Annotated in this window: 17 protein-coding genes; 9 read left to right on the plus strand and 8 right to left on the minus strand. The window is 64.1% G+C overall.

The genetic code is table 11. The features are described from left to right. Positions 1–52 precede the first annotated feature (52 nt). Complete coding sequence (locus tag AWC31_RS23885) at positions 53–1,489, minus strand: BamB-related PQQ repeat family beta-propellar protein (protein WP_165766052.1); 1,437 nt, start codon at positions 1,487–1,489, stop codon at positions 53–55. Between the two features lie 372 nt (positions 1,490–1,861). On the opposite strand from AWC31_RS23885, the gene AWC31_RS23890 reads away from it, so the two are divergent. From AWC31_RS23890 to AWC31_RS23905, 4 genes are all read left to right on the plus strand, one after another. Further along, positions 1,862–2,191 carry a hypothetical protein gene (locus AWC31_RS23890; RefSeq protein ID WP_110775273.1) on the plus strand — a complete coding sequence of 110 codons (330 nt, stop codon included), beginning with the start codon at positions 1,862–1,864 and terminating at the stop codon, positions 2,189–2,191. 9 nt (positions 2,192–2,200) lie between these two features. Then, positions 2,201–3,184, plus strand: coding sequence for a metallophosphoesterase (locus AWC31_RS23895; protein ID WP_085146432.1), 984 nt, complete (start codon positions 2,201–2,203; stop codon positions 3,182–3,184). A 72-nt stretch (positions 3,185–3,256) separates the two neighbouring features. After that, positions 3,257–4,762: an alkaline phosphatase D family protein gene (locus tag AWC31_RS23900; protein WP_085146433.1), complete on the plus strand. Its 1,506-nt coding sequence runs from the start codon at positions 3,257–3,259 to the stop codon at positions 4,760–4,762. Positions 4,763–4,817: 55 nt separating this feature from the next. Then, positions 4,818–5,834 (plus strand): PQQ-dependent sugar dehydrogenase, encoded by a 1,017-nt coding sequence (locus AWC31_RS23905; RefSeq protein WP_085146434.1) that lies wholly within the window; start codon positions 4,818–4,820, stop codon positions 5,832–5,834. 10 nt (positions 5,835–5,844) lie between these two features. Here AWC31_RS23905 and AWC31_RS23910 read toward each other — a convergent pair whose 3' ends face one another. From AWC31_RS23910 to AWC31_RS23935, 5 genes are all read right to left on the minus strand, one after another. Next, entirely contained in the window at positions 5,845–6,198 is a 354-nt protein-coding gene (locus tag AWC31_RS23910; protein WP_085147267.1) for a DUF6086 family protein, read from the minus strand. A 2-nt stretch (positions 6,199–6,200) separates the two neighbouring features. Next, the gene (locus tag AWC31_RS37510) at positions 6,201–6,806 is read right to left on the minus strand and encodes a hypothetical protein (protein WP_165766053.1); all 606 of its coding nucleotides are present in this window, start codon (positions 6,804–6,806) and stop codon (positions 6,201–6,203) included. A gap of 204 nt (positions 6,807–7,010) precedes the next feature. Then, positions 7,011–7,280 (minus strand): hypothetical protein, encoded by a 270-nt coding sequence (locus tag AWC31_RS23925; protein ID WP_067856350.1) that lies wholly within the window; start codon positions 7,278–7,280, stop codon positions 7,011–7,013. Then, the gene (locus AWC31_RS23930) at positions 7,265–8,920 is read right to left on the minus strand and encodes an Rv0964c family protein (RefSeq protein WP_085146436.1); all 1,656 of its coding nucleotides are present in this window, start codon (positions 8,918–8,920) and stop codon (positions 7,265–7,267) included. Before AWC31_RS23930 ends, AWC31_RS23925 begins: the two co-directional genes overlap by 16 nt. A gap of 5 nt (positions 8,921–8,925) precedes the next feature. Further along, positions 8,926–9,240, minus strand: a complete 315-nt coding sequence (locus tag AWC31_RS23935; RefSeq protein WP_067856147.1) for a WXG100 family type VII secretion target — start codon at positions 9,238–9,240, stop codon at positions 8,926–8,928. 289 nt (positions 9,241–9,529) lie between these two features. On the opposite strand from AWC31_RS23935, the gene AWC31_RS23940 reads away from it, so the two are divergent. After that, positions 9,530–12,628, plus strand: a complete 3,099-nt coding sequence (locus AWC31_RS23940; protein WP_067856150.1) for a DEAD/DEAH box helicase — start codon at positions 9,530–9,532, stop codon at positions 12,626–12,628. Positions 12,629–12,849: 221 nt separating this feature from the next. Here the strand turns inward: AWC31_RS23940 and AWC31_RS23945 are convergent, their stop codons facing one another. Continuing rightward, positions 12,850–13,986, minus strand: coding sequence for an SMP-30/gluconolactonase/LRE family protein (locus AWC31_RS23945; protein ID WP_067856153.1), 1,137 nt, complete (start codon positions 13,984–13,986; stop codon positions 12,850–12,852). A gap of 171 nt (positions 13,987–14,157) precedes the next feature. On the opposite strand from AWC31_RS23945, the gene AWC31_RS23950 reads away from it, so the two are divergent. Then, positions 14,158–15,270 carry a hypothetical protein gene (locus AWC31_RS23950; RefSeq protein WP_084356922.1) on the plus strand — a complete coding sequence of 371 codons (1,113 nt, stop codon included), beginning with the start codon at positions 14,158–14,160 and terminating at the stop codon, positions 15,268–15,270. Between the two features lie 67 nt (positions 15,271–15,337). Here AWC31_RS23950 and AWC31_RS23955 read toward each other — a convergent pair whose 3' ends face one another. Beyond that, positions 15,338–15,991, minus strand: coding sequence for a GntR family transcriptional regulator (locus tag AWC31_RS23955; protein ID WP_234816979.1), 654 nt, complete (start codon positions 15,989–15,991; stop codon positions 15,338–15,340). Between the two features lie 95 nt (positions 15,992–16,086). Between AWC31_RS23955 and AWC31_RS23960 the strand changes: the two genes are divergently transcribed. From AWC31_RS23960 to AWC31_RS23970, 3 genes are read left to right on the plus strand one after another with little or no spacing between them, the layout of a single operon-like run. After that, positions 16,087–19,470, plus strand: coding sequence for a molybdopterin-dependent oxidoreductase (locus AWC31_RS23960; protein ID WP_085146437.1), 3,384 nt, complete (start codon positions 16,087–16,089; stop codon positions 19,468–19,470). Positions 19,471–19,494: 24 nt separating this feature from the next. Then, on the plus strand, positions 19,495–20,427 hold the full coding sequence (gene lhpI / locus AWC31_RS23965; RefSeq protein ID WP_085146438.1) for a bifunctional Delta(1)-pyrroline-2-carboxylate/Delta(1)-piperideine-2-carboxylate reductase: 933 nt from the start codon (positions 19,495–19,497) through the stop codon (positions 20,425–20,427). Between the two features lie 4 nt (positions 20,428–20,431). Continuing rightward, positions 20,432–21,859 carry a short-chain fatty acid transporter gene (locus AWC31_RS23970; protein WP_085146439.1) on the plus strand — a complete coding sequence of 476 codons (1,428 nt, stop codon included), beginning with the start codon at positions 20,432–20,434 and terminating at the stop codon, positions 21,857–21,859. The last annotated feature ends 107 nt before the right edge of the window (positions 21,860–21,966 follow it).

Consider the following 21,966-nt stretch of genomic DNA (forward strand, 5'->3'; position numbering starts at 1 on the left):
ACGCGATATCACGGGTGATACGTACACCAACTGTTCGCGTACTGGTGCGCTGCTATTGGAACCCGTCGACGAAGGCGCCGGCGCGGTCAACCCGTAAGACCAGCGTCACGCCAGGTGCCGAGAGCAATCCGATCGTCACGACGCCGGGAAGTTGGTCAGCCCTGGCACAATCGGCGCGATCGAACACCTGGATTTCATTCGGCACTTTTGCGGGGCCGCCAGTGTTATCGAGCACTATCTGGTCCTGCAGGACGACGTACTCGAGATCAGGGCTGTTGGTCAATGGCGCCATAGTCTTGCCAACGTGCGTGTCGGGTGGCAGCCGACATTCCACGCTGCCGTCCATTCGACGCAGCTCGTACCTGAAGGGGTAAGGGCTGAGCGTCACAAGAAAAGCACCGCTCGAGTTCTGCGTGGCCGCTACCTGCTGGCCCGGTTGCAGGGCAGAGACGTTGTGGTTGTCGACGTCGACGACGAAGGTGCTTTCCTCGATGGTCACGGCAACGCCGGTGCCAGCCGGTCTGATCGAGACGCTGTTGCGCTCATCGGCGGCTGGTTGGGGGCCGGGCAGCTCGATGTCCCAGTCCGGTGTACCGGTGACCGGATCGATGCTCATCAGTCGAACGCGGCGGCCTTCGCACGCGTAGACACCGACGGCGTGACGTGCGGATTCACCGTAGGCGGGCTGGCAGCTTTTGTCGGGTTCGTCGAAAGTCCAAAGTTGTTGTCCGGTGCGAGCATCGAAACCGTTCCACCGCCCGTTTCGTGAGTCGCGGGAGATCGGAAACTGCCGGGGTACATAGCTGCCCAAGGCCCACAGGGAGCCCGCATTGACGCTGAGCGGCGGGCTCGCTTCTGCCCAGAGAGTCTGACCGGTCACGGCATCAAGGGCCACAGTCTGATGCTCGGAATAGAGCACCACCGTGCGGCCGCCGTCGAAGACCTCCAAGGCGTTTACTGAATTGTCGCCGGGGCCCGTGCGCTCGTATTTCCATCGGGCTTTCCCGTTCGACGCGTATGCCACAACTTCACCCCTGGTCAGCACTACGAAGCCTGCGCCTGCCGGGCGGAGCATCCAGTCGGTCTGCGAATCGATGACGGGTGAGTCCGATAGCTGGATCGTGAATTGTCTAGCACCGAAACTCGTTGGCATGGCGGGTATCTCGGTGGGATCAGCGGTCGTCAACGCGATATACCGGGCGTCGTTACCTGCCTTGACTGCGATCGATGTCGCGACGAATCCCGTGACGAGGCCCAGGATCAAACCGACCGCTACCAGTGGTTTGCGGGACAACGATTCACCGGACGTGGCGACGGCGGCGATGAGGACCGCGATCGCTCCAAGGCCGGCGAGTGCCCAAGCTGCGACACCGACAGGAACCGCCGAGCTCACGGGGTACTCGGTCATCACGGAGCGATAGAAAGTAGGCAGCCCTCTGCTGCAGAATCCGATGATCAGAACAGCGACGAGTGCGACGGCCGGTACCAACCAACGCCGAGGACGCCGGCCGAACATCGTGAGGCCCAGCAGAATCAGAAGCACCACCGCGATGACCGTGGTGACGACAGCCAGCACAGTGGGCGTCGCATTGCCCCACGTGATGGACCGTGTGGTGTCGTAGAACCAATCGCTGTCCCGCGGAGCTCGGCGTGCGCCCAGTCGACTCCAGGCGGCAAGGGCGATGGCTGCGAGCAGTGTTGCAGCGGCAAATCCACCGCTGATAGCAGAAACCGCGCGCCGTACCCCCGTCACGGGGGTCATCCTCGCACGCCATGTGACCACCTCGAATCACCTATTTCGTCGGTTGTCGGTACCTGATGCGACGATTCGCGGTTCACTCAAACGACGATGGAGGAAATCATGAGAGCCGGCGTGTATGGAGCGGTGGTCGCGGCAGTGGTGAGTGGCTTGACCATGGCAACGAGTCCGATCGCAGCGGCGGACCCGTCATGGACGATGCCGAACTTGATCGGTATGGACCTGCAGGGTGCACAAGACGCGATTCAGTCTCTGACGCGAGGGCAGGTGTGGCTGAGCACGTCGACCGATCTCACCGGCCAGGGACGGGCACAGATCAGTGACCGCAACTGGCAGGTCTGTAGTTCGACTCCGCCGCCCGGTATGAGCTTCACGACCACCACCGAGATCGACTTCGGCGTGGTCCGGATCGACACCGAGGAGTGCCCGTAGATCGCACGGATGGTCGGAGCCGGATGCGATCATCTGATTGTGGACGGCTTCGACATCATCGGCGATGTTCACGGGTGTGCCGATCAACTCGAGAGCCTGCTGGCCAAGCTCGGGTATCGGTTGGTAGCCGGTGTGTATGCCCATCCGGCCCGCCAGGCGGTATTCGTCGGCTACCTGATCGACCGTGGCCCGCAGCAACTGCGCGTGCTTCGCATCGTCAAATCCATGGTGGACAGCGGAACTGCGCAGATCGTCATGGGCAACCACGAGTTCAACGCGATCTGTTTCGCTCTGCCGGATCCGCGGGCAGACGGCGAGCACCTGCGCCCGCACAACGACAAGAACCGTCGGCAGCATCAGGCGTTTCTCGCTCAGGTGACCGGCGACGAGCGGGCTCGCTATCTCGAGTGGTTCACATGCCTACCGTTGTGGTTAGACCTTGGCGGTATCCGTGTCGTCCATGCCTGCTGGCATGAACCTTCGATGAAAGTCGTTGAGCAGGAGTTTGGTTCGAGCCGCTTCGGTTCCGAAGATCAATTCGTGATCGCGTCGACCAAGGGTGAGCCGCTTTACGAGGCGGTCGAGGTTCTGTTGAAGGGGCCGGAGATAAGTTTGGTCCAGCATGCTCAACCGCCCTATGTCGACAAAGACGGCCATCAACGGGATAGTGCCCGGCTCCGGTGGTGGAACGATCGCGCCGTAACCTTGCGCGATCTCGCCGAGATCGGGTCCAATTTTCAGGGCCTCGACGGCCGGCCGTATCCATCCTTGCCGGAGATCGAGGTACCCGCCGACGAGCGGTCCTACGTCTACACCGGCGACACTCCTGTGTTCTATGGGCATTACTGGCGGCAGGGCCCACCGAAGCTTGGCATCGACTGGACCGCCCGCACGGCGTGTGTCGACTTCAGTGCGGTGAAGGGCGGGTCGCTCATGGCATATCGATGGTCGGGTGAACCCCAACTGCGGGCGGAGCACTATCTGTTTGCGTGATCGCATCGCGACGGCGGGGCACCGTATGGCTCCGCGTCACCGGCGCGCAACGTGTGGCGCAGACACTTCGCCGTGTCGCTGTCTCGTCGCACCGTACTCAGGGGCGCGGTGGCATTGGCGGCGCTGCCCCTCGCAGGCTTCACCGCCGATCGTCGGCTCCGTTCCAGAGACCCCTTCACGCTCGGTGTCGCCTCAGGTGAGCCGAGTTCCGATGGCGTGGTGATCTGGACGCGGCTGGCTCCCGACCCCCTTGCCGATGACGGGCTCGGCGGTATGCCGGCACGGGCCGTTGACGTGGAATGGGAGGTGGCTGCCGACGAGCGGTTCACCCACATCGCGCAACGCGGAATAGCGACAGCTGCACCGGAATACGCGCACAGCGTGCACGTTGAGCTGGCCGGCTTACGCCCCGGCCGTGACTATTTCTACCGATTTCGCACGGCCGGGCACCTGTCACCGGCCGGGCGTACCCACACTGCACCCGAGCCCGGATCGCTTGCGCCGCTGAGCCTGTGTGTTGCTTCCTGCTCGAACTACGAGCAGGGCTGGTTCACGGCTTATCGCAGGCTTGTCGAGGAACATCCCGATCTCGTTGTCCACCTTGGCGATTACCAGTACGAGTATGCCGCCCGCGATGGCGGTGTGCGGCGCCACGTCGGGCCCGAGACCATGACGCTCGCGAACTACCGCCAGCGTCATGCGCAGTACAAGACCGATTCGGATCTGCAGGCTGCGCACGCGTCGGCGCCATGGCTCGTGGTGTTCGACGACCACGAGCTGGCCGACAACTGGGCCGGCGACGTGCCCGCCAAACCGCAGGCCGGGTTCCTGGGCCGCCGAGCCGCGGCGCTGCGGGCGTACTACGAGAACATGCCGCTGCGCCGGTCGTCGTTGCCGCACGGTGCCGACATGCAGCTCTACCGGCGCGTGCACTGGGGCGCGCTCGCGACGTTCCACATGCTCGACACCCGTCAATACCGCACCGATCAGGCGTGTGGTGACAGGATCTCTGACTGTTCAACTGGTCTGGATTCGGCTCGGTCTCTCACCGGTGATGCGCAGGAACGCTGGCTGCTCAACGGTTTTCGGCAATCCCGGCCACGCTGGGACGTGCTTGGGCAACAGGTCTTCTTCTCACAGGTGGATCTGACGCCAGGCCCCGGTCGTGGCGTCAACCCCGATGCCTGGGACGGCTATGCGGCCAACCGCGACCGCATCGTCGCGGGGCTCATCGACTCACCCGTGCGCAACGCCGTCGTCCTCACCGGCGACATCCATTCTCACTGGGCCGCCGAGGTGCGGGACCGGTCCGGGTCGACGGTCGCGACCGAGCTCGTCACCACCTCGATCAGCTCCGGCGGCGATGGGTCAGCCGATACGCGCGCCGCGGTCCGTGCGGAGAATCCGCACATCCGGTACTTCGCCGACCGGCGCGGCTACATCCGTGTGCGCATTTCCGCCGACGAACTGCGTGCGGATTTTCGGGAGCTGCCGTACGTGACGCGGACCTGCGCCGCCGTGCGCACGGGGGCGTCGTTCGTGGTTCCCGACCGGGAGCGCGCATTGCACGCGATGTGACGCGTCTCGGGGTCATACTGCCTGTGTGGCTGTCCGCAGATCTTTAGCCCGTGCGGTGGTCGCGGTTGCCTGCACCGTGATGTTGGTGATCGCGTGCGGCAACGACGTCGAGTCGCGCGGTGAACCTGCTGGCGGACTAGCCGAGATCGCGACGAATCTTGATGTGCCGTGGGGTATCGCGTTTCTGCCCGATGGCAGTGCGTTGATCGCTGAGCGGGATAGTGCCGCGATCAAGCATCTGACGGCTGGTGTGGTTCGCGACGTTGGCTCCGTCGCCGGTGTGGCGGCGCGTGGCGAGGGAGGTCTGCTCGGGCTCGCGACCGCGGGTTCGACTGTCTACGCCTATTTGACGACCGGTGAGGACAACCGGGTGGTGCAGATGCGCTTCGACGATGGGACGTTGAGTGCTCAATCGCCGATTCTCACCGGCATTCCCGCGGGTTCCCGCCACGACGGCGGACGAATCGCGTTCGGCCCGGACGGCAAGCTGTATGTCGCGACGGGCGAAGTTGGCGATCCACAGCTCGCCCAAGATCGAGCATCGTTGGGCGGCAAGATACTTCGCATCAATCCCGATGGCTCGGTACCGTCGGACAATCCGGACCCGGCGTCACCGGTGTGGTCATACGGCCATCGCAACATCCAAGGGTTGGCATGGGACTCCGCCGGCCGACTGTGGGCCACGGAGTACGGCGCGAATCGGGTCGATGAGCTCAACTTGATCCAGTCGGGTGCCAACTACGGCTGGCCGATGGCCGAAGGGCGCGCCGGCACTGAGGGTTTGGAGGACCCGGTGATCGAGTGGGGCACCGATGAGGCGTCGCCCTCCGGTTTGGCCTACTTCGGTGGCTCACTGTGGGTCGCGGCGCTGCGAGGCGAGCGACTGTTTCAGATTCCCGTCGCCGGTGACGGTTCACTCGGTGCCCCGGTTCCGTTGTTCGTTGGCCGGTATGGGCGGCTCCGCACGGTCGTTCCGGCGCCGGATGGCACGCTGTGGTTCTCGACGAGCAATCGGGATGGCCGGGGGAGTGCGCGTGCGGGTGATGATCGGATTTTGCAGTTTCGGCCGTGAGCGCGTTGGTCTATCGCGCCATCGAGAGTGCGCGCGCTTTCTCCAAGAACTCGCGTTCGTCTGGTGTAGCCGCGGACAAGGGACGATTGATGCGATCCAGAATGACCGCTGACGGCGCGAGCACCGACTCCAGCATTGCGCGTCCGACTCGGTGAGTACTGCGGAAGTTCTCTTCAAACATCTTCTTGACCAACGCCTCGAAGATGTCGGGATCTATGTAGTAATAATCCGAAGCCATCGAACTCAGGCCGGTAGGAAGACCGAGGTGTTCTCCGATTTGAGTGATGAACCGGACGTACAAGTCACCCACACGTAAGGCGGGACTCCAGACGGTGTCGTCACCGACGTCGAAAATGAAACTCACGCTCACCATCGCTGCGAAGTGTTTCTGGGGTCAATGTAGTCAACTCTCACCACTTCTGCTTCTGAATTCCAGCATGCAACACCAGCACGTATCGCCCGTATGTCGTCGTCTACGTAGTCAGGAGGTGGGGACCCCTCGAGATGAGCGATCCTTAAGGTATAAAACACTGCTCGACGGGCCGTGAACGACAATGAAGCGCTCGGCGAGGCTGTCAGTTCAAGAGAAAGACCCGACTCCGTATTCTTGGGGATCGCGCCGATAACCGTCCATGCTGTACTCTCGCCGTGGCGTTCAACCTGCCTCCAGGAATACTGACTCACGTTTGAGGCCACTAGGAGTGCGGTGCTAGTGACCCCAATTATCTCCGCGAGGCGCATTTCGAAGATTATGCCCAAAGTCGACCTGATTCCGTCATATCGGACTTCGAGGATTTGCGCCTCGAGCAGGCTATCCTCCTCGGTAAATGGGTTCACCAACGAGGCATTGTGGGCTCTCATTTGGCCTGTATCGGTGAAGAATAGTTCTTCTAAAGTCGCCATAATCTCAATTCTCGCTTGAAGGTTTATGCCAGCAGGCGTCTTTAACGGCAGGCCACGCCAAGATGCCATGCTGCAGGCCGTCGAGACCATGGCCGCGGCGGATACGCGTGTCGACGAGGTGAGGCTGGTGACCTTTGGCCAGGCGTTGCATGACGGGGAGTGCGCTCAGATCGCTACTTTGGCCGTGACACCCGATTGTTGCGCCGGGATCGCTGCTCGGCTGAAGACATTGACGTCTAATGTGCGACAGCGCTGTCCGTTGGGCGGGTCAGCTTAACGATCTATCGGCCAGGCCAAAAGATAGGCTCCGACAGCATTGTCGATCGCCATGCCGCGCTCATTTGGTATGTGACCGGGTCCGAAGTTTTCGCTCAACGCTGCTGAGAGTGCGTCGATAACCGCGTCGCTCTGTTCGTTGGTGGGCCGCTCGGCCGCCTGAAGTGAATGCAATAGCGTCGGATTCCGTTGCGCCAGTTCTTCTTCAATAACGGCACGCGCTTCATCTGAGATCGCGTCGAGAATATTACTCACGGAGTTCTCCATCCGCCGCGGCTGGTTGCCCATGCCGTCACCACTTGTCCGTCTTTGTTTAAGACCACTATTGCGTCCTCGCCTACGTAGCGGTATGTACCACCGTAGTTGTCAGGGGTGAATCTGGGAGGTTGGGTGGGTTTGTCGACTGCGCTCTGTAACGCTTCGTCGCTTACGCCATGTCCGTCTCGAGTCATTACTTGCTGGGCGCCGTGCTCTGTCATGCCAGAGATACTTTGTGGTGCTGGGAAAGGTGCTTCGTCGCTGGTCGTAGCCAGTGGCGGCTCGATCGGTTGATCATGATCCGTCCCGTCTGGTGTGGTTGCGGGAGTGTCGTCTGCGCCGGTGGTCGGCGGCGTCGGCTGTTCAGGTGAGTCGCTGGGCAAGGGTTGTTCGCGGCCGACGGGTGCGGGCGTTGGATTTTCGACTGGCGCTGGTGTGGGGCGATCAACTGGCGGAGGATGGCTGGCGAGGTTGGCTGCGGCGTCATCGGCGCGGGCTTCGGCCGCGACAAGTGCCTTGGGGATGACGTTGTCACCGGTGAGGGCTGCCGCGCCTTCAAACGCCTCGCGTCCGAGAAGGGTCTTTAAACCATGCATTCCGGCCTGTCCGAGTCCCTTGGCCGCTAACGCGGCTTCCGGCGCGCCGACCGCGGTGGTGACCGCGTTGAACAGGAGCTCGTCGTCGGGTGTGACTTTGCCTGGATCAGGCGTGTTGGTACTGACGAGCGTGCCACCTTTGAAGGTGTAGCTGGTTCCTTTGGCTTGATCGAAAAACTCGCCGGTTCCGTTCCTGAGTTGTCCATACACCTGATAGGGGACGCCATCGTGGGTGGTGTTGATCAGGAAATGGCCGTCCGGGGATACGGTGATCGACTTCGGATCGATCTGCGAATAGTCCGGGATGTTGCCGAGATCGTTGAGCGCGGCGGCTAGCTCACCTTTGAGCCTGCGGGCGGTGTTGTTTGCGGTGTCGAACTCCGACGTCCCCGGGGTGTTCATGGACATGGTCTTCAGGGCATCGTCTAGTTGTTTCTGTATCCCTTGAATTTTGGCCATCTGATCAACAACCGCCTGGTCAGTGGCGCGTTGCAGCTCAGAAAGGATTGCAGCGGGGCCGCCCGTGGCGCCTTGCTCGGCAGGTGTTTCGGGCTCCCCGCCGGCCGCCGCGTTCAACACGCGTGCCAGGTTTTCGTCGGCTTCTTGAGCGGCGGCCAGCAACGCCACGATGCGGTCTTCCAGATCGCGCATCTTGTCGGCTAGCTTCTTAACGTCGTCTTCTTCCCAGTCGGTGGTATCCGGTGGGGTGATCGTGTTGGTCTCTAAGTTGATCGACACCGCCGGGTCGGCGGCGGCGTCTTCGAGGATGCTTTTCTGCTGATTCTTTACAGCGCGGACGTCCCCGGCAGACTTCTTGGCCGCCATTGCAGCCAAGACATCGTTTTGAGCCGAGGAGTCGTGCTCAACGGCCGATTTCTCCAAGGCTTCTTTGGCGGCCTCGCCGGCTTCGCCATCCCAGTCCGCGATCGCGTGCGCCCCGCGCAGCTCGCCGGCCGCCGTTCCACTGTGTCGAGCGCGTTCGACAAGCGCTTCACTGACTTCGTCGATCTGGCCGGGATCCCAATGATCCACATCGGCCATCGACAGGCTCATGGCGCCTACAGCCCCATCGCGGCGGCCTTCGCCTCGACGTCGGCGGCCTCGCTTTCGTCGGTGCTTGTGTAGTTAGCTGCCGCGGTTCGGTAATCCGCAGCATGCCTGATCATCTCGGTGTAGCGGGCTGAGGATTGTTCCTGCCATTTCGCGGTCGCGCCGGCCAGCGCCGCGGCGCTGCTGCCCACCCAGCCCGCTTGGGCCGCGGCGATGCGGTCATGAACTGCAGCATGTGCCGCTCGCAATCCATCAGCAGCCGTATCGATCCGACCGGCCGCCGTCGACACCGCGACCGCATCAACCTGTAACTCGTTCGCCATCAAGAGACCCCCGTCTAGCGCACCCGACATTTGCTAGTTTGCTGACAAATTTATCAGTCCCAGATGGCGCCTCGACGCACGAATTCAGCTCATGGCCTTGGCATGGGTGGACGGCAGCGTGGTCACTCGACAACGTGGCAGCGCACCCATGCGTTTGATCGATGAGTCGCGTTTGCTGGGCCCCTCCGCTCGGCACAGTCATGTTGGCTGTGCGGGGGATTGACCACGCCAGGCTCAGGACCGACACGACGTGCTGTCGACTGTCGGTGCCACGCGTTAACCTCCCCGAGTGGACGCAGGACTGTACGAATCGCTGCTGACTGAACGGCTCAACGGTGAGTTGCTGTGTCGACCTGACCTGCTCCCTGAGATCGCTGCCGTCGACGACGCCGAGCAGGCGTTGACTCTTGCGCGGCACCTCACGCCGCTCATCGAGCGCCGGCTGCGTGCGGCCGGCAACGCCGGGGCGCGGGCACAGTTGCTTCGCAACATACTCGAGGTGCTCGGCGACCCGGAGGCGGTCACCGAGTCGTTGCACCAGGACGGCTCGGGCAATATCAGTCGACTCGAAGCTGTCATGCCTAAAACCCTTGGCGCACCGCAACTCCCACGTCCGGTCACACCGCTGTCCGACGCCGCTTTGTTGACCAATGCGCGCAAGGAGCCGACGCTCGCCGCGGAATTGCGGGCCGAACTCGGCAGCGCCGACCACGTCGATCTATTGTGCGCGTTCGTTAAATGGCAGGGACTGCGGCTGTTGGAGCGCGAGCTAACCGAGTTGCGCGAACGCGGGGTGCCGCTGCGCGTCATCACCACGACCTACTTGGGCGCGACTGATGCGCGTGCACTGGATGCGCTGGTCAACGAATTCGGCGCCGAGGTGCGCGTCAACTACGAGACTGATCGCACCCGGTTACACGCCAAAGCTTGGCTGCTCCGTCGTAACACGGGCTTTCATACCGCTTATGTCGGTTCGTCCAACTTGTCACACGCAGCGCTCGTTGACGGCCTGGAATGGAACGTGCGGCTGTCAGCTGTCTCGACTCCGCATCTGTTGGAGAAGTTCCGCGCCACTTTTGATTCCTACTGGGAGAACCGCGAATTCGAACGTTACCGGCCCCTCGAGGACGGCGACAAGTTGCGAGGCGCGTTGGAGGTCGCGTCTGGTAAGAAGCAACGTGACCCGTTGGCAATCACGCTATCCGGGTTGGAGGTGACAGCTAAGCCGTATCAAGCCGAGCTGCTCGAGCAACTCGATGCCGAACGTGTCCTACATGACCGCCACCGCAATCTTATTGTCGCCGCCACCGGCACCGGCAAGACCGTGATCGCCGCCCTGGACTACCGACGGCTGGTTCGTGAAGTGCATGGCCGCGACCTGACGCTGTTGTTCGTAGCGCATCGCAAAGAGATCCTTCAACAGGCACGTCGGATGTATCAGGAGGTGCTCACTGACCCGTTGTTTGGGGAGATACTCGTGGATGGCGATCAGCCGACGCGGTGGCGCCACGTGTTCGCCAGTATCCAATCCCTCACTGTCGAACGGCTTTCCACAATCGAGCCGGATCGGTTCGACATCGTGGTGATAGACGAGTTTCACCATGCGCAGGCGGCGTCCTACCGTCGGCTGCTTGACCACATCGCGCCGATGGAGCTGCTCGGGCTGACGGCTACCCCGGAGCGCGGCGACGGCATCGATGTGCGGTCGTTCTTCGATGGACGGGTGGCTGCGGAGCTTCGGCTGTGGGATGCGCTCGAGCAGAACCTGCTGTGCCCGTTTCACTACTTCGGCATCCATGACGGCACGGACCTAGAGACGCTGCAGTGGAAACGCGGCGGATACGACTTGACCGAGCTGAGCGCGGTGTACACCGGAAACGATGCGCGCACACGTATCGTGCTCGACCAATTGCGGGACAAGGTCGCTGATCTCGGCGAGATGCGGGCGCTGGGGTTCTGTGTAAGTGTCGATCACGCCCGCTACATGACCGAACAGTTCGTTGCCGCAGGCATTCCCGCGCGAGCCATCGTAGGCATCGACGATTCCGCGGAGCGGCGCTCAGCCTTGGCCGCGTTGCGTAATCGGGACATCAACGTGCTATTCACGGTTGACCTGTTCAATGAGGGCCTCGACATCCCGCTGGTCGACACCGTGCTATTTCTCCGCCCGACCGAAAGCGCGACGGTATTCCTGCAACAGCTCGGACGCGGGTTGCGGCTCGCGCCTGGCAAGACTGTGTTGACGGCACTGGACTTTGTTGGTCATCAACGTCGCGAGTTCCGGTTCGACCAACGCTTCCGAGCGCTCACTGGGCTGGGACGCAAGCAACTGGAAAAGCAAGTGAAGGAAGGATTTCCTTTCCTGCCGTCGGGTAGCCAGATCGTGCTGGACTCGGTGGCGCGGGAACTCGTGCTCGAGAACGTGCGCCAGCAGGTGTCGCCGAAGAAAGCCGCGTTGGTATCGGAGATACGGGCGCATCCCGACGACCGGCTGGCCTCCTATCTGGAGGAATCAGGACGCGGGCTCGAAGACATCCTTCGCACGGATCGGTCATGGACAACTCTGTGCCGGGATGCCGGAAAGCTGGGGGAGCAGCGCGGGCCGCGTGAGACCGAGCTGGTCAAGCGGGTGAAGGCATTGGCCCATGTCGACGACCGGCGGCGCTGGGAGGCCTACCGCGCGCTCTTGCAGCATCAAGGTGCCGAGAGCGGTGTTGTCGGGGAGCGGCTGAGGGCCATGCTGTTCTACTCGCTGTTCCCCAATGGCAGTGGATTCAGCAGTCTCACAGAGGGGCTCAGTGCGCTTCATGGTGAAGCAGTGGCTGAGGAGATGCGCCAGGTGATCGACATCGCTTTCGATGGTGCCCACCGCAGCACGCATGAACTGTCGAACATGGGTGCCGACTTCGTCGACGTGCCGCTGGCCTTACACGCCAGCTACTCACGGGAGGAGATCCTCGCTGCACTCGGCTGGGTGTCCGATAAGCGGACGCCGGCCACCATGCGCGAGGGCGTGGCATGGTGCCCGGCCGTCAACGCTGACGCTTTCCTTATCACGCTGAAGAAGTCCGACACTGACTACTCGCCAACGACGATGTACCGCGACTTCGCGCTTAGTCCGGAACTGTTCCACTGGGAGTCACAGTCGACGACGTCTTCGGCGTCACCAACCGGCCAGCGCTACATCCACCACCGCGAGCGTGGATCCCACATCCTGCTATTCGTGCGGGAGACCAAGACCAACGCGCTCGGCGCCGCGCCATACATCTTCCTCGGGCCGGCCGATTACGTGTCGCATGACGGCGACCGGCCGATGGCGATCACGTGGCGGTTGCGTCAGGCGATGCCGACGGAGGTGTATCTGGGGGCGCGGGCTGCGGTGGCATGATGACTGTGGGTCGATTCACCTGACACTTTCCGAGCGGGTCCCGATCCGGGTCTGAACGCGTTCAGCCGGTGCACGGCGTTGTTGTCGGTGGGCGTGTGTATACGTGACGCAGGGGCATTTCCGGGCTGCTTACGGTCGAAGGGGCAGGATGGCCAAGGTATCTGCGAAGCGTGTGCAGGAGCGCAACGCTGTCAAATGAAGGCGCTGTACGCGAAGTAACTTTAGGTCGCCCCATGGGTTTCGACATACAGCGCATAGAGCGAATGGGACGCCGCCATGTACAGCCGGTTGTTCTCCGGCCCGCCGAAGGTGAGGTTGGCGCACCGTTCGGGCAGGCGGATGAATCCGATCGCCTTGCCTTGTGGGTTGAACACCTTCACGCCGTCGAGATCATCGGGCTTGCCGCGGAGTTGGTAGACCTGACGGCCGCCGACGTCGGTCGGCTGTTCCTGGAGCGCACCGTTGCTACCCCAGCCGCACCAGAGATTGCCGTCGCGGTCGACGGTGAAACCGTCGAGCGCGCCCTGGTCGGCGGCGTCGATCAGCTTGGTCTTGTTGGAGACGGCGCCGTCGTTGGCGACGTCGTAGCTCCACAGGCTGCGGTTCGGGGTGGCCTTCCATTCGACGACGTAGAGCTTCTTCTCGTCGGGGGAGAAGGCTAGGCCGTTCGGATTGACCAGGTCGGTGATGACTGCCGTGATCTGCTTGTCCGGGGTGACGCGGTAGACGTTGGTGGTGGGTTGATCGGGCTCGGCGCGGCTGCCTTCCCATTCGCCATTGATCCCGAACAGCGGATCGGTGAACCAGATGGTGTCATCGGACTTCACGACGATGTCGTTGGGTGCGTTGAGGCGCTTGCCCTCGAAACTGTCGGCCAGCACCGTGATCTCGCCGTCCTTCTCAGTGCGGGTGACACGGCGCGTGGCCGAGTGCTCACAGGTGACGAGCCGGCCCTGGCGGTCCCGCGCATTGCCGTTGGCGTAGTTGGCGGGGCTGCGGAACACCGAGAGGGTGCCGTCGTTTTCGTCGAACTTCATGATCCGGTTGTTCGGAATGTCGCTGCAGAGAAGGTATCCGCCGTCGGGGAAGTAGGCCGGGCCCTCGGCCCAACGCATACCGGTGCCGACCTGCTCGAGTGTGCTCGAATAGATCCGGTACTTCGCGAAGCTCGGATCGAGGATCTCGACGGCCGGGTCGGGATAGCGCAGGTTCGGTCGGAACGAGGACGGCTCGGGCGGCGATGCGGGCAGCTGCGGCAACGACTGTGGTGGGGACGATTCCGAGCACGCGCTCGTGGCCATGGCGGCGGCCACGGTAGCTGCCGCGCCCAGGAGCAGGTTGCGCCGTGTGGTGTACATCGAATCTCTTTCAGTAGGGCCAGTATTGGCTCCGACCTGATTGTTAGCGTGAAATTACGCGCGATTCGGAGGGCGGTCTAATCCCTTTCCGGCATCGATCGATACCGCTGCGACATTGATCCGCGGGGCGAGTCAGCCGACATGTCACTGCCCCTGAGTAGCGTCCGCGTTATGAGTGACAAACGACGCGCGCGCCGGGCCAAACAGGACCGCCGAGATGCGCGGCGCGCGAAGAAGCGCAACCTGGAAAACCGTGCCGAACCGACGCTCACGGACATCGTGCGCCGCGCCATGGCGCGTGGGCATCCTGCTTATCTGCTGGACTTGGCCAGCAGGGCGATCCACGCGGCGCAGTGGGATACGAGCCGGCTGGACAACATCCTGACCAACTTGATCGGCATGCGGAACCGGGAGACGACGGCGTTGCTGGCCGTAGTTGCCGAACTTCTCGTCGACGAACCAGCGGCACAGCTCCGGTGCCGACAGGAGCTCGCGGAACGCAACGAGCATCTGCCGCGATGGATCAGTGCCCTACCGCGGGTCGAGGCGTACCGGGCCGTGCGCCGAACCCATGTGCTCGGCGATGCCGACGAACTCGTCATCGGTGCGCGCCTCGACGGTCACCATGAGTTGACGGTAGCGGTTGAGATCGACCACAACATGTTGTCGGGAATTGTCGATGGCGGCGTGGTGCCGGATCCGATCGACGAGGCACTCGCGCGGGTGGCCGAATCCAGCACCGATACCGATGTTGTCGAGATGAGCCTGGCTGACGCGCGAGCGTGGATCGAAAATGCGTTCATCAAGCCAACATTCATGCCGACGGCCGACAACTGGCCGCTGTACCGGCCACTGGTGCAGTGGTTGGTGCAGCGACTGCCTGAAGGTGGTACGCACCGGTCACGGGCGGTGGACTGGAAGGCGGCCGAGGAGCTGTGCGACGCGTTCTTCGCGACCGATGCCGCGGCGCCGTTCACCGACCACAGCCATCGGGACTTGCTGCTAGAACTCCTCGATGATGATCGGGATCCGTCTCGGTGGAGTGCGGCGCGTGTGGAAGGAGCGATCGGCGGCACGCAGTACTTCGACGACTGGATTCCGTTGGAGGTAGCGCTGGACGCCCCCGACTTGTTGCGCGCGTTCATCCCATTCGCTCACGCGCAGAGTGGGATTCGAGACGAGTTGACGTCGCAGACCGTCGCCGTGCTCGACGAGCTCAGGTCGAGTTACAAGCGCGAGATGCTGAGCCAGGCGGAATACTTGGGCCTCGACGACGCGGTGTAACGAACGCTGTGTGCGGACAATGCATCCCGCGTAGCGCCGGGCCTTCTTGTCCTTTAGACGGATAGCGTTACTGCTGATCGGTTCCGGCCCATTCGCCGCGCGTGTGTTCGAGATGTGCCCGCGCAAGCCGGTCCACCGCGGAGGCGTCACCCGCGTCGATCGCGGCGAGCAGCTGACGGTGCTCGGCCGCCGACGCACCGAGCTTGTCTTGCCGCGCCAGCGCTTTCAGTCCGTAGAGGCGGGTTTGGTCCCGCAGATTCGCCACGATGGACACCAGTCGCGCGTTGCCGAGCAAGCCCAGGAGTTCTAGGTGGAACGCCCGATCGGCTTCCAGAAACCGGATGACGTCACGGTCCGCCGCGGCCTGCTCGATGTCCTGGGCCAGCAACTCGAATCGTTCCCGCTCGCCTGCGATTCCGCGTTCAGCCAGCTGAACCATGGCCGGCACCTCAAGCAGCAGCCGCAGCTGGTAGATCTCATCGAGATCGGCATCAGACAGCGGCACCACCCGGAAACCCCGGTTGGGCACCGCCTCCATCAATCCCTCGTGCACGAGCGTGAGCATCGCCTCGCGCACCGGGCTGTTGGAGACGCCGAGCCGCTCGGCCAGGGCGGCCGCGGAATAGATGTCGCCTGGCTTGATCTCGCCGGAGACCAGCGCCTGACGTAGCACGTCGAGCGCTTGCTCGCGCAGGCTTACTCGACGCAGAGCCGTGCTCAATAGACCCCTCCGATCGCTGCCCGCTTGACAGGGTATCGCCAAGGCACAACTATAGCCGGTTATCGGTAATCGATTACCGGCCACTGAGGAGAGGGATGCCGATTCGCCACGGATACTGCACGCTGTGCCGTTCGCGGTGCGGTGCGCTCTACACCGTGGAAGGCGATCGGCTCCTTTCTGTCGCGCCTGATCCGGACCATCCGACCGGTGCCGCGTTGTGCCCGAAAGGCCGGGCCGCCCCGGAGATTGTGCACAGCCCACGCCGGCTCACTCGGCCGCTGCGTCGTACCAAACCGAAGACCGCCGACGACCCCGGCTGGGTCGAGATCGGGTGGGACGAGGCGCTGACCGAGATTGCCGCCCGGTTCGACGAGATTCGCCGAGAGAGCGGACCGGAGGCCGTCGCGTTTTCGGTGACCTCGCCCAGCGGTACCCCGATCTCCGACGGGATCGATTGGGTGGAGCGGTTCATCCGGCTCTTCGGGAGCCCGAACATCGCGTACGCCACCGAAATCTGCAACTGGCACAAGGATCACGCGCACGCCTTCACGTTCGGCCGCGGCATTCCCTCCGCCGACTACGCCAACACCGACCTGGCTGTGCTCTGGGGGCACAACCCGGCCCGGGTCTGGTTGGCCCAGTCCACCGCGATCGCCACGGCCCGGGCGCGCGGGGCGAGGGTGGCGGTGGTCGACCCGCGCTCGGCCGGCAGTGGTGCGCAGGCCGACCTGTGGGTACGTGTGCGGCCCGGCTCCGACGGGGCGCTGGCCCTCGGCGTGGCCAACCGGCTCATCGAAGCCGGCCGGTTCGACGAGGAGTTCGTCCGACGCTGGAGCAACGGCCCGTTGTTGGTGCGCGACGACACCGGCCGGTTCCTGCGGGGTGACGATCTGGTGGCCGACGGGCTTTCGCCGGAGTCGTACCTCGGGTTCGACGGCCGGCAGGTGATGCCCTACGACACCCGCTATCCGGCACCGGACGGATTGGCGTTGGACGGCACAGTCGTCGTGCCCACCCGGGACGGAGATGTGCGTTGCACCACGGCGTTTCAGCGCTACCGGCAGCTCTGCGCCGAGTGGCCGCTGGAGCGGGTCGCGGCGGTCACGTGGGCGCCGGAGGCAGACATCGCCGCCCTGGCCGACGCGATCGCCGACGCGCAGCGGGTGGCCTATCACAGCTGGTCCGGCGTAGGCCAGCACACCAACGCGACGCAGACCGAACGGGCCATCGCCTGCCTGTACGCGCTCACCGGATCCTTCGACAACCCGGGCGGCAACGTGATTCACCCCGCGCTGCCCGTCAACGCGATCACCGGTTTCGACCAGCTCGGGGCGCAGCGGGCCAAGGCGCTCGGTATCGACGAACGTCCCCTCGGTCCTCCGTCGCAGGGCTGGGTGATGGCCCACGACCTGTACACCGCGATCCTCGACGAAAAACCCTATCCGGTACGTGCGTTGATGGGATTTGGTTCGAACCTGCTTGTCTCCCAGTCCGATCCGATCCGCGGCCGGGAGGCGCTGCAGCGCCTGGACTTCCACGTCCATGCCAACCTGTTCATGAACCCGACCGCCGAGCTGGCCGACATTGTGCTGCCGGTGAACAGCCCGTGGGAACGCGAAGCGCTCAAGACCGGCTTCGAGATCAGCCACGAGGCGCAGGAGCGGATTCAGTTGCGCGGCCGGATGGTGCCGCCGGTGGGGGAGAGCCGGTCGGACACCGAGATTGTCTTCGCGTTGGCGACGCGGCTCGGGCTGGGCGAGGAATTCTTCGGCGGTGACGTCGGGGCGGGATGGCAATACGTGCTCGACCCGCTCGGTATCACCGTGGCCGAACTGCGGGAGCACCCGGAGGGCATGCGGATACCGTTGCCCCGACGCTACCGCAAGTACGCCGACCGGCTTCCGGATGGCAGCGTGCGGGGCTTCGCCACCGAAACCCGCAGGGCGGAACTATATTCCGAACGCTTGGCGTGTCACGGCTACGACCCGTTGCCCGGGTACGTCGAACCGGCGGACTCCCCGGTCGGCGACGGTGCCGATCCGCGGTATCCCCTGGTGCTCACTTCGACCAAGTCCAGCCGTTTCTGCCATACGCAGCACCGTGGCCTCGCGTCGCTGCGTGCCCGCGCGGCCGAACCCAGCGTGTACCTCAGCCCCGAACTGGCCACCCAACGCGGGATCGCGGGAGGGGACTGGGTGGAGCTGGAAACCCGCCACGGCCGGATCAGGCTGCGCGCCGACCTCGACCCCGCGCTGCACGACAGGGTGGTGGTCGCCGAATACGGTTGGTGGGAGGCCGCTCCCGACGTCGGCCTGCCTGGATATGACCCGTTCACCGCCACCGGCAGCAACTTCAACCTGCTGGTCTCCGCCGATGACGCCGACCCGGTCAGCGGCTCGGTGCCGCACCGCTCGCTGGTCTGCGACATCCGCAAGGTGGCCGATGCCCGCCCGTGCTGGCCGGGCGGGCGGCCGTTCACAGTGACCAGCGTGGAGACCGAGGCGACCGACTCCGTCTCTATCCACCTGCAGCCATCGCACGGCGCCGCCCCGCCGGATTTCCGCCCCGGCCAACACGTCACACTGCACCTCGACGGCATGCCCGACGGCACCGCGAACCGGTCTTACTCGTTGTCGGGCCCGGCCATTCAGACCGACCGGCGCGGCTACCGGATCACGGTGAAGCGCGGGGACGGACCGGTGTCCGACCACCTGACCCGCGCGCTCCGCCCCGGGGACACGGTGCGGCTGACCGCCCCCGCCGGTCGGTTCGCTTTGCCCACCGAACCGGACCTGCCGGTGGTGCTGATCGCCGGCGGTATCGGCATCACGCCGTTCATGAGTTACCTGGAGACCATGGCCGCACGTCATGCCCGCGACCGGATCTCGCTGTACTACGTCAGCCGCGACGGCGCCCACCATGTGTTCAAACAGCGGCTGGCCGAGCTGGTGACGGAGCTGCCCGGGCTCCAGATGCACACCTACTACAGCCGGCCACAGTCAAGCGATCGGCTGGGTCTGGACTACGACGTCGCAGGCCGGATCACCGCCGACGACGTCGCCGCCACGCTGCTCGCCGACCGGGCCCGCTTTTACCTGTGCGGACCGGACGAGATGATCCGGCAGCTGCGCGCCGGGTTGGTCAGCCGTGGGGTTCCCGGATTCGACATTTTCGAGGAGCGGTTCAGCTCGCCCGTGCCGACATGGACACCCCCGCCCGACGCCGCCCACGCGGTGCGGTTCCTCCGCAGTGGCCGTGACGTGACATGGACCCCGACCGACGGGAGTCTGCTCTCCCTTGCCGAGTCACACGGCGTCGCAATTGGCAGCGGATGCCGCACCGGTCAATGCGAAAGTTGCGAAGTATCAGTGCTTTCCGGCGCGGTCCGTTACCTGGTTCCCGAAGCCGACCCCGCCGACGATAGCCGCTGCCTGACGTGTCAGGCGGTGCCCATCTCCGACCTTGCCATCGACGCCTGAAATCCTGGAGCAGACAACGTGCGGATGATCCCTGCGGCGGAGATCGCCGAACGCTTGCCCTTCGATCGTCTGATACCCGCGCTGCGCTCGGCGTTCGTGACTGGCGCCGAGGTGCCGACCCGTCACCACCACGACATCGGTACTGCCGGAACCCTTCTGCTGATGCCGTGTTGGGTCGACGGCGGTTTCCTCGGCGTGAAAGTCGCCGGCGTCTTCCCCGGAAATCGTGACCACGGCCAGCCGTCGCTGCACTCGACCTACCTGCTCTGCGATGCGAGCACCGGCGAGCAGTTGGCAGTTCTCGACGGTGCCGAGCTGACCCGTCGGCGCACCATCGCCACCGCCGCACTGGCCGCGGACTACCTGGCCCGGCCCGATGCGCACACCCTGCTCGTCGTCGGTAGCGGAGCGGTGGCGTCGCTGGCCGCGCACGCCTACTCCGCGATCCGTCCTTTGAAAGACGTGCTGGTCTGGAACATCCGCCCTGCCGGTGCCGAAACGTTGGCAGCGACGCTTCGTGGCGAGGGGTTCGACGCGCGGGTGGCGACGGATCTGGGGACCGCAGCCGCTGAGGCAGACATCATCAGCTGCGCGACACTGGCCACGGCGCCGCTGTTGCGGGGGGCGTGGCTGCGCCCCGGTGTCCATGTGGACCTCATCGGCAGCTTTCGTCCTGACATGCGCGAGGCCGACGACGAGTTGATCCGTACCGGAAGCCTTTTCATCGACACACCCGACGCAATCGAGGAATCGGGCGACTTGACGCAGCCGTTGCATGACGGCGCCCTGAGTTCCGACGACGTCCGCGCCACCCTGACCGAGCTGTGTCGCGGGCAGCACGCCGGCCGACGCGATGCCGCGGAGATCACCCTGTTCAAGTCGGTCGGCACCGCGCTGACCGATCTGGCGGCCGCCACCGTCGTCTATGGATCCGTCACCGGTACATCGAGAGGGTAAAACCATGTCGCAGGCAACGCAGCAACGGGAGACGTTCCTCCAGCGCATCGCCGGTGGGTTGAGCAGATGGAGCTTGCGGTGGGTCCCCGACGCGTGGGTGGTCGTGGTGCTGCTGACGTTCGTCGTGTTCCTCCTGGCGTTCTTCCTGGGCCCGGGCGAGCTCGGTCTGGGCAAGGCCGGAGACCTGATCGCCGGGTGGGGTGACGGGTTCTGGGAGCTGCTCGAGTTCGGCATGCAGATGGCCATGATCATGCTCACCGGATTTGTGGTGGCCACCTCACCGCCGTTCCGGCGCGTGTTGACCTGGGTGGCCGACCGGCCGAAAGGACCTAAGAGCGCAGTTGCGGTGATGGCCGCGACCAGCATGATCCTGGTGCTGGTCAACTGGGGACTCGGCTTGATCGGGTCGGCAGTGTTGGTGCGCTACATGGCAGCTCGTCAACCAAAGGTCGACTACCGACTTCTCGTGGCGGCCGCCTATCTCGGAATGGCCGGCACCTGGCACGCCGGACTGTCGGCGTCCGCACCACTGCTCGTCGCCACCCCCGGAAACTTCGCCGAGGAATTTTACGGCCGCCTGATCCCCGTCAGTGAGACGATCTTCTCGCCGTTCAATGTGGTTCTGACGCTTGTGGTTATCGTGCTGTGGGTCGTCATGACGCCAATGCTGCACCCGCGGGAAGATCAGACCGTGCCCCCGCCCGCGGGTATCGCCGAGGCCGACGACGTGGACGAGGAGAGCGTTCGTGCCGAGGGCCCCGGCGCGGCGACCGCTCCGGCCCGCCTCACCCCGGCCATGCGCATCGAGAACTCGCACTGGGTGAACATGGTGATCGGTGGCGTCGGGCTGATCTACCTGGCGATCTATTTCACCGGACTGGAGGGAGGCATCCTCTCCGGCATCACCCTCAACACCGTCAACTTCATCTTCCTGTTCATCGGCATCCTCCTGCACGGCACGCCCGCATCCTTGCTCAAGCAGGCCGAGCGCGGTGGGGCCTTCGCCTGGGGGATCATCATCCAGTTCCCCTTCTACGCCGGGATTCTGGGCATCATCACGGCCACCGGATTCAGCGAACGCATCGCCGGCTGGTTCACGGCCATCGCCAACGAGCACACCTTCCCGGTAATGACCTACTGGTACTCCGGTCTGGTCAACCTCTTCGTGCCGTCCGGCGGATCCAAGTTCGCGATCGAAGCGCCCTACATCGCCGAGGCGGCGCAGAATCTGGGCGTCTCACCGGAATTGACCGTGATCGCCTACGCCTGGGGTGATATGGCCACCGACGCGATCCAACCCTTCTGGGCCCTGCCGCTTCTCGCGATCGCTCGCCTCGGATTCCGCGACGTCATGGGATTTCTGCTCACACTGTTCATCGCCTATGCCGTGGTCGTCTCGGGCGCTTTCCTCGTCGCACCGTTCTTCTTCTGACGGATGCTGCCAGTCTCACTGAGTCCGGCCCACCGATCGGGCACCATGGCGATATGCCGCTCTCTGAAACGACACTGCTCCAGGCAGCCGGCGATCTGATCTTCGCC

This window comes from Mycolicibacterium wolinskyi, from assembly GCF_002101965.1.
Lineage (GTDB): Bacteria > Actinomycetota > Actinomycetes > Mycobacteriales > Mycobacteriaceae > Mycobacterium > Mycobacterium wolinskyi.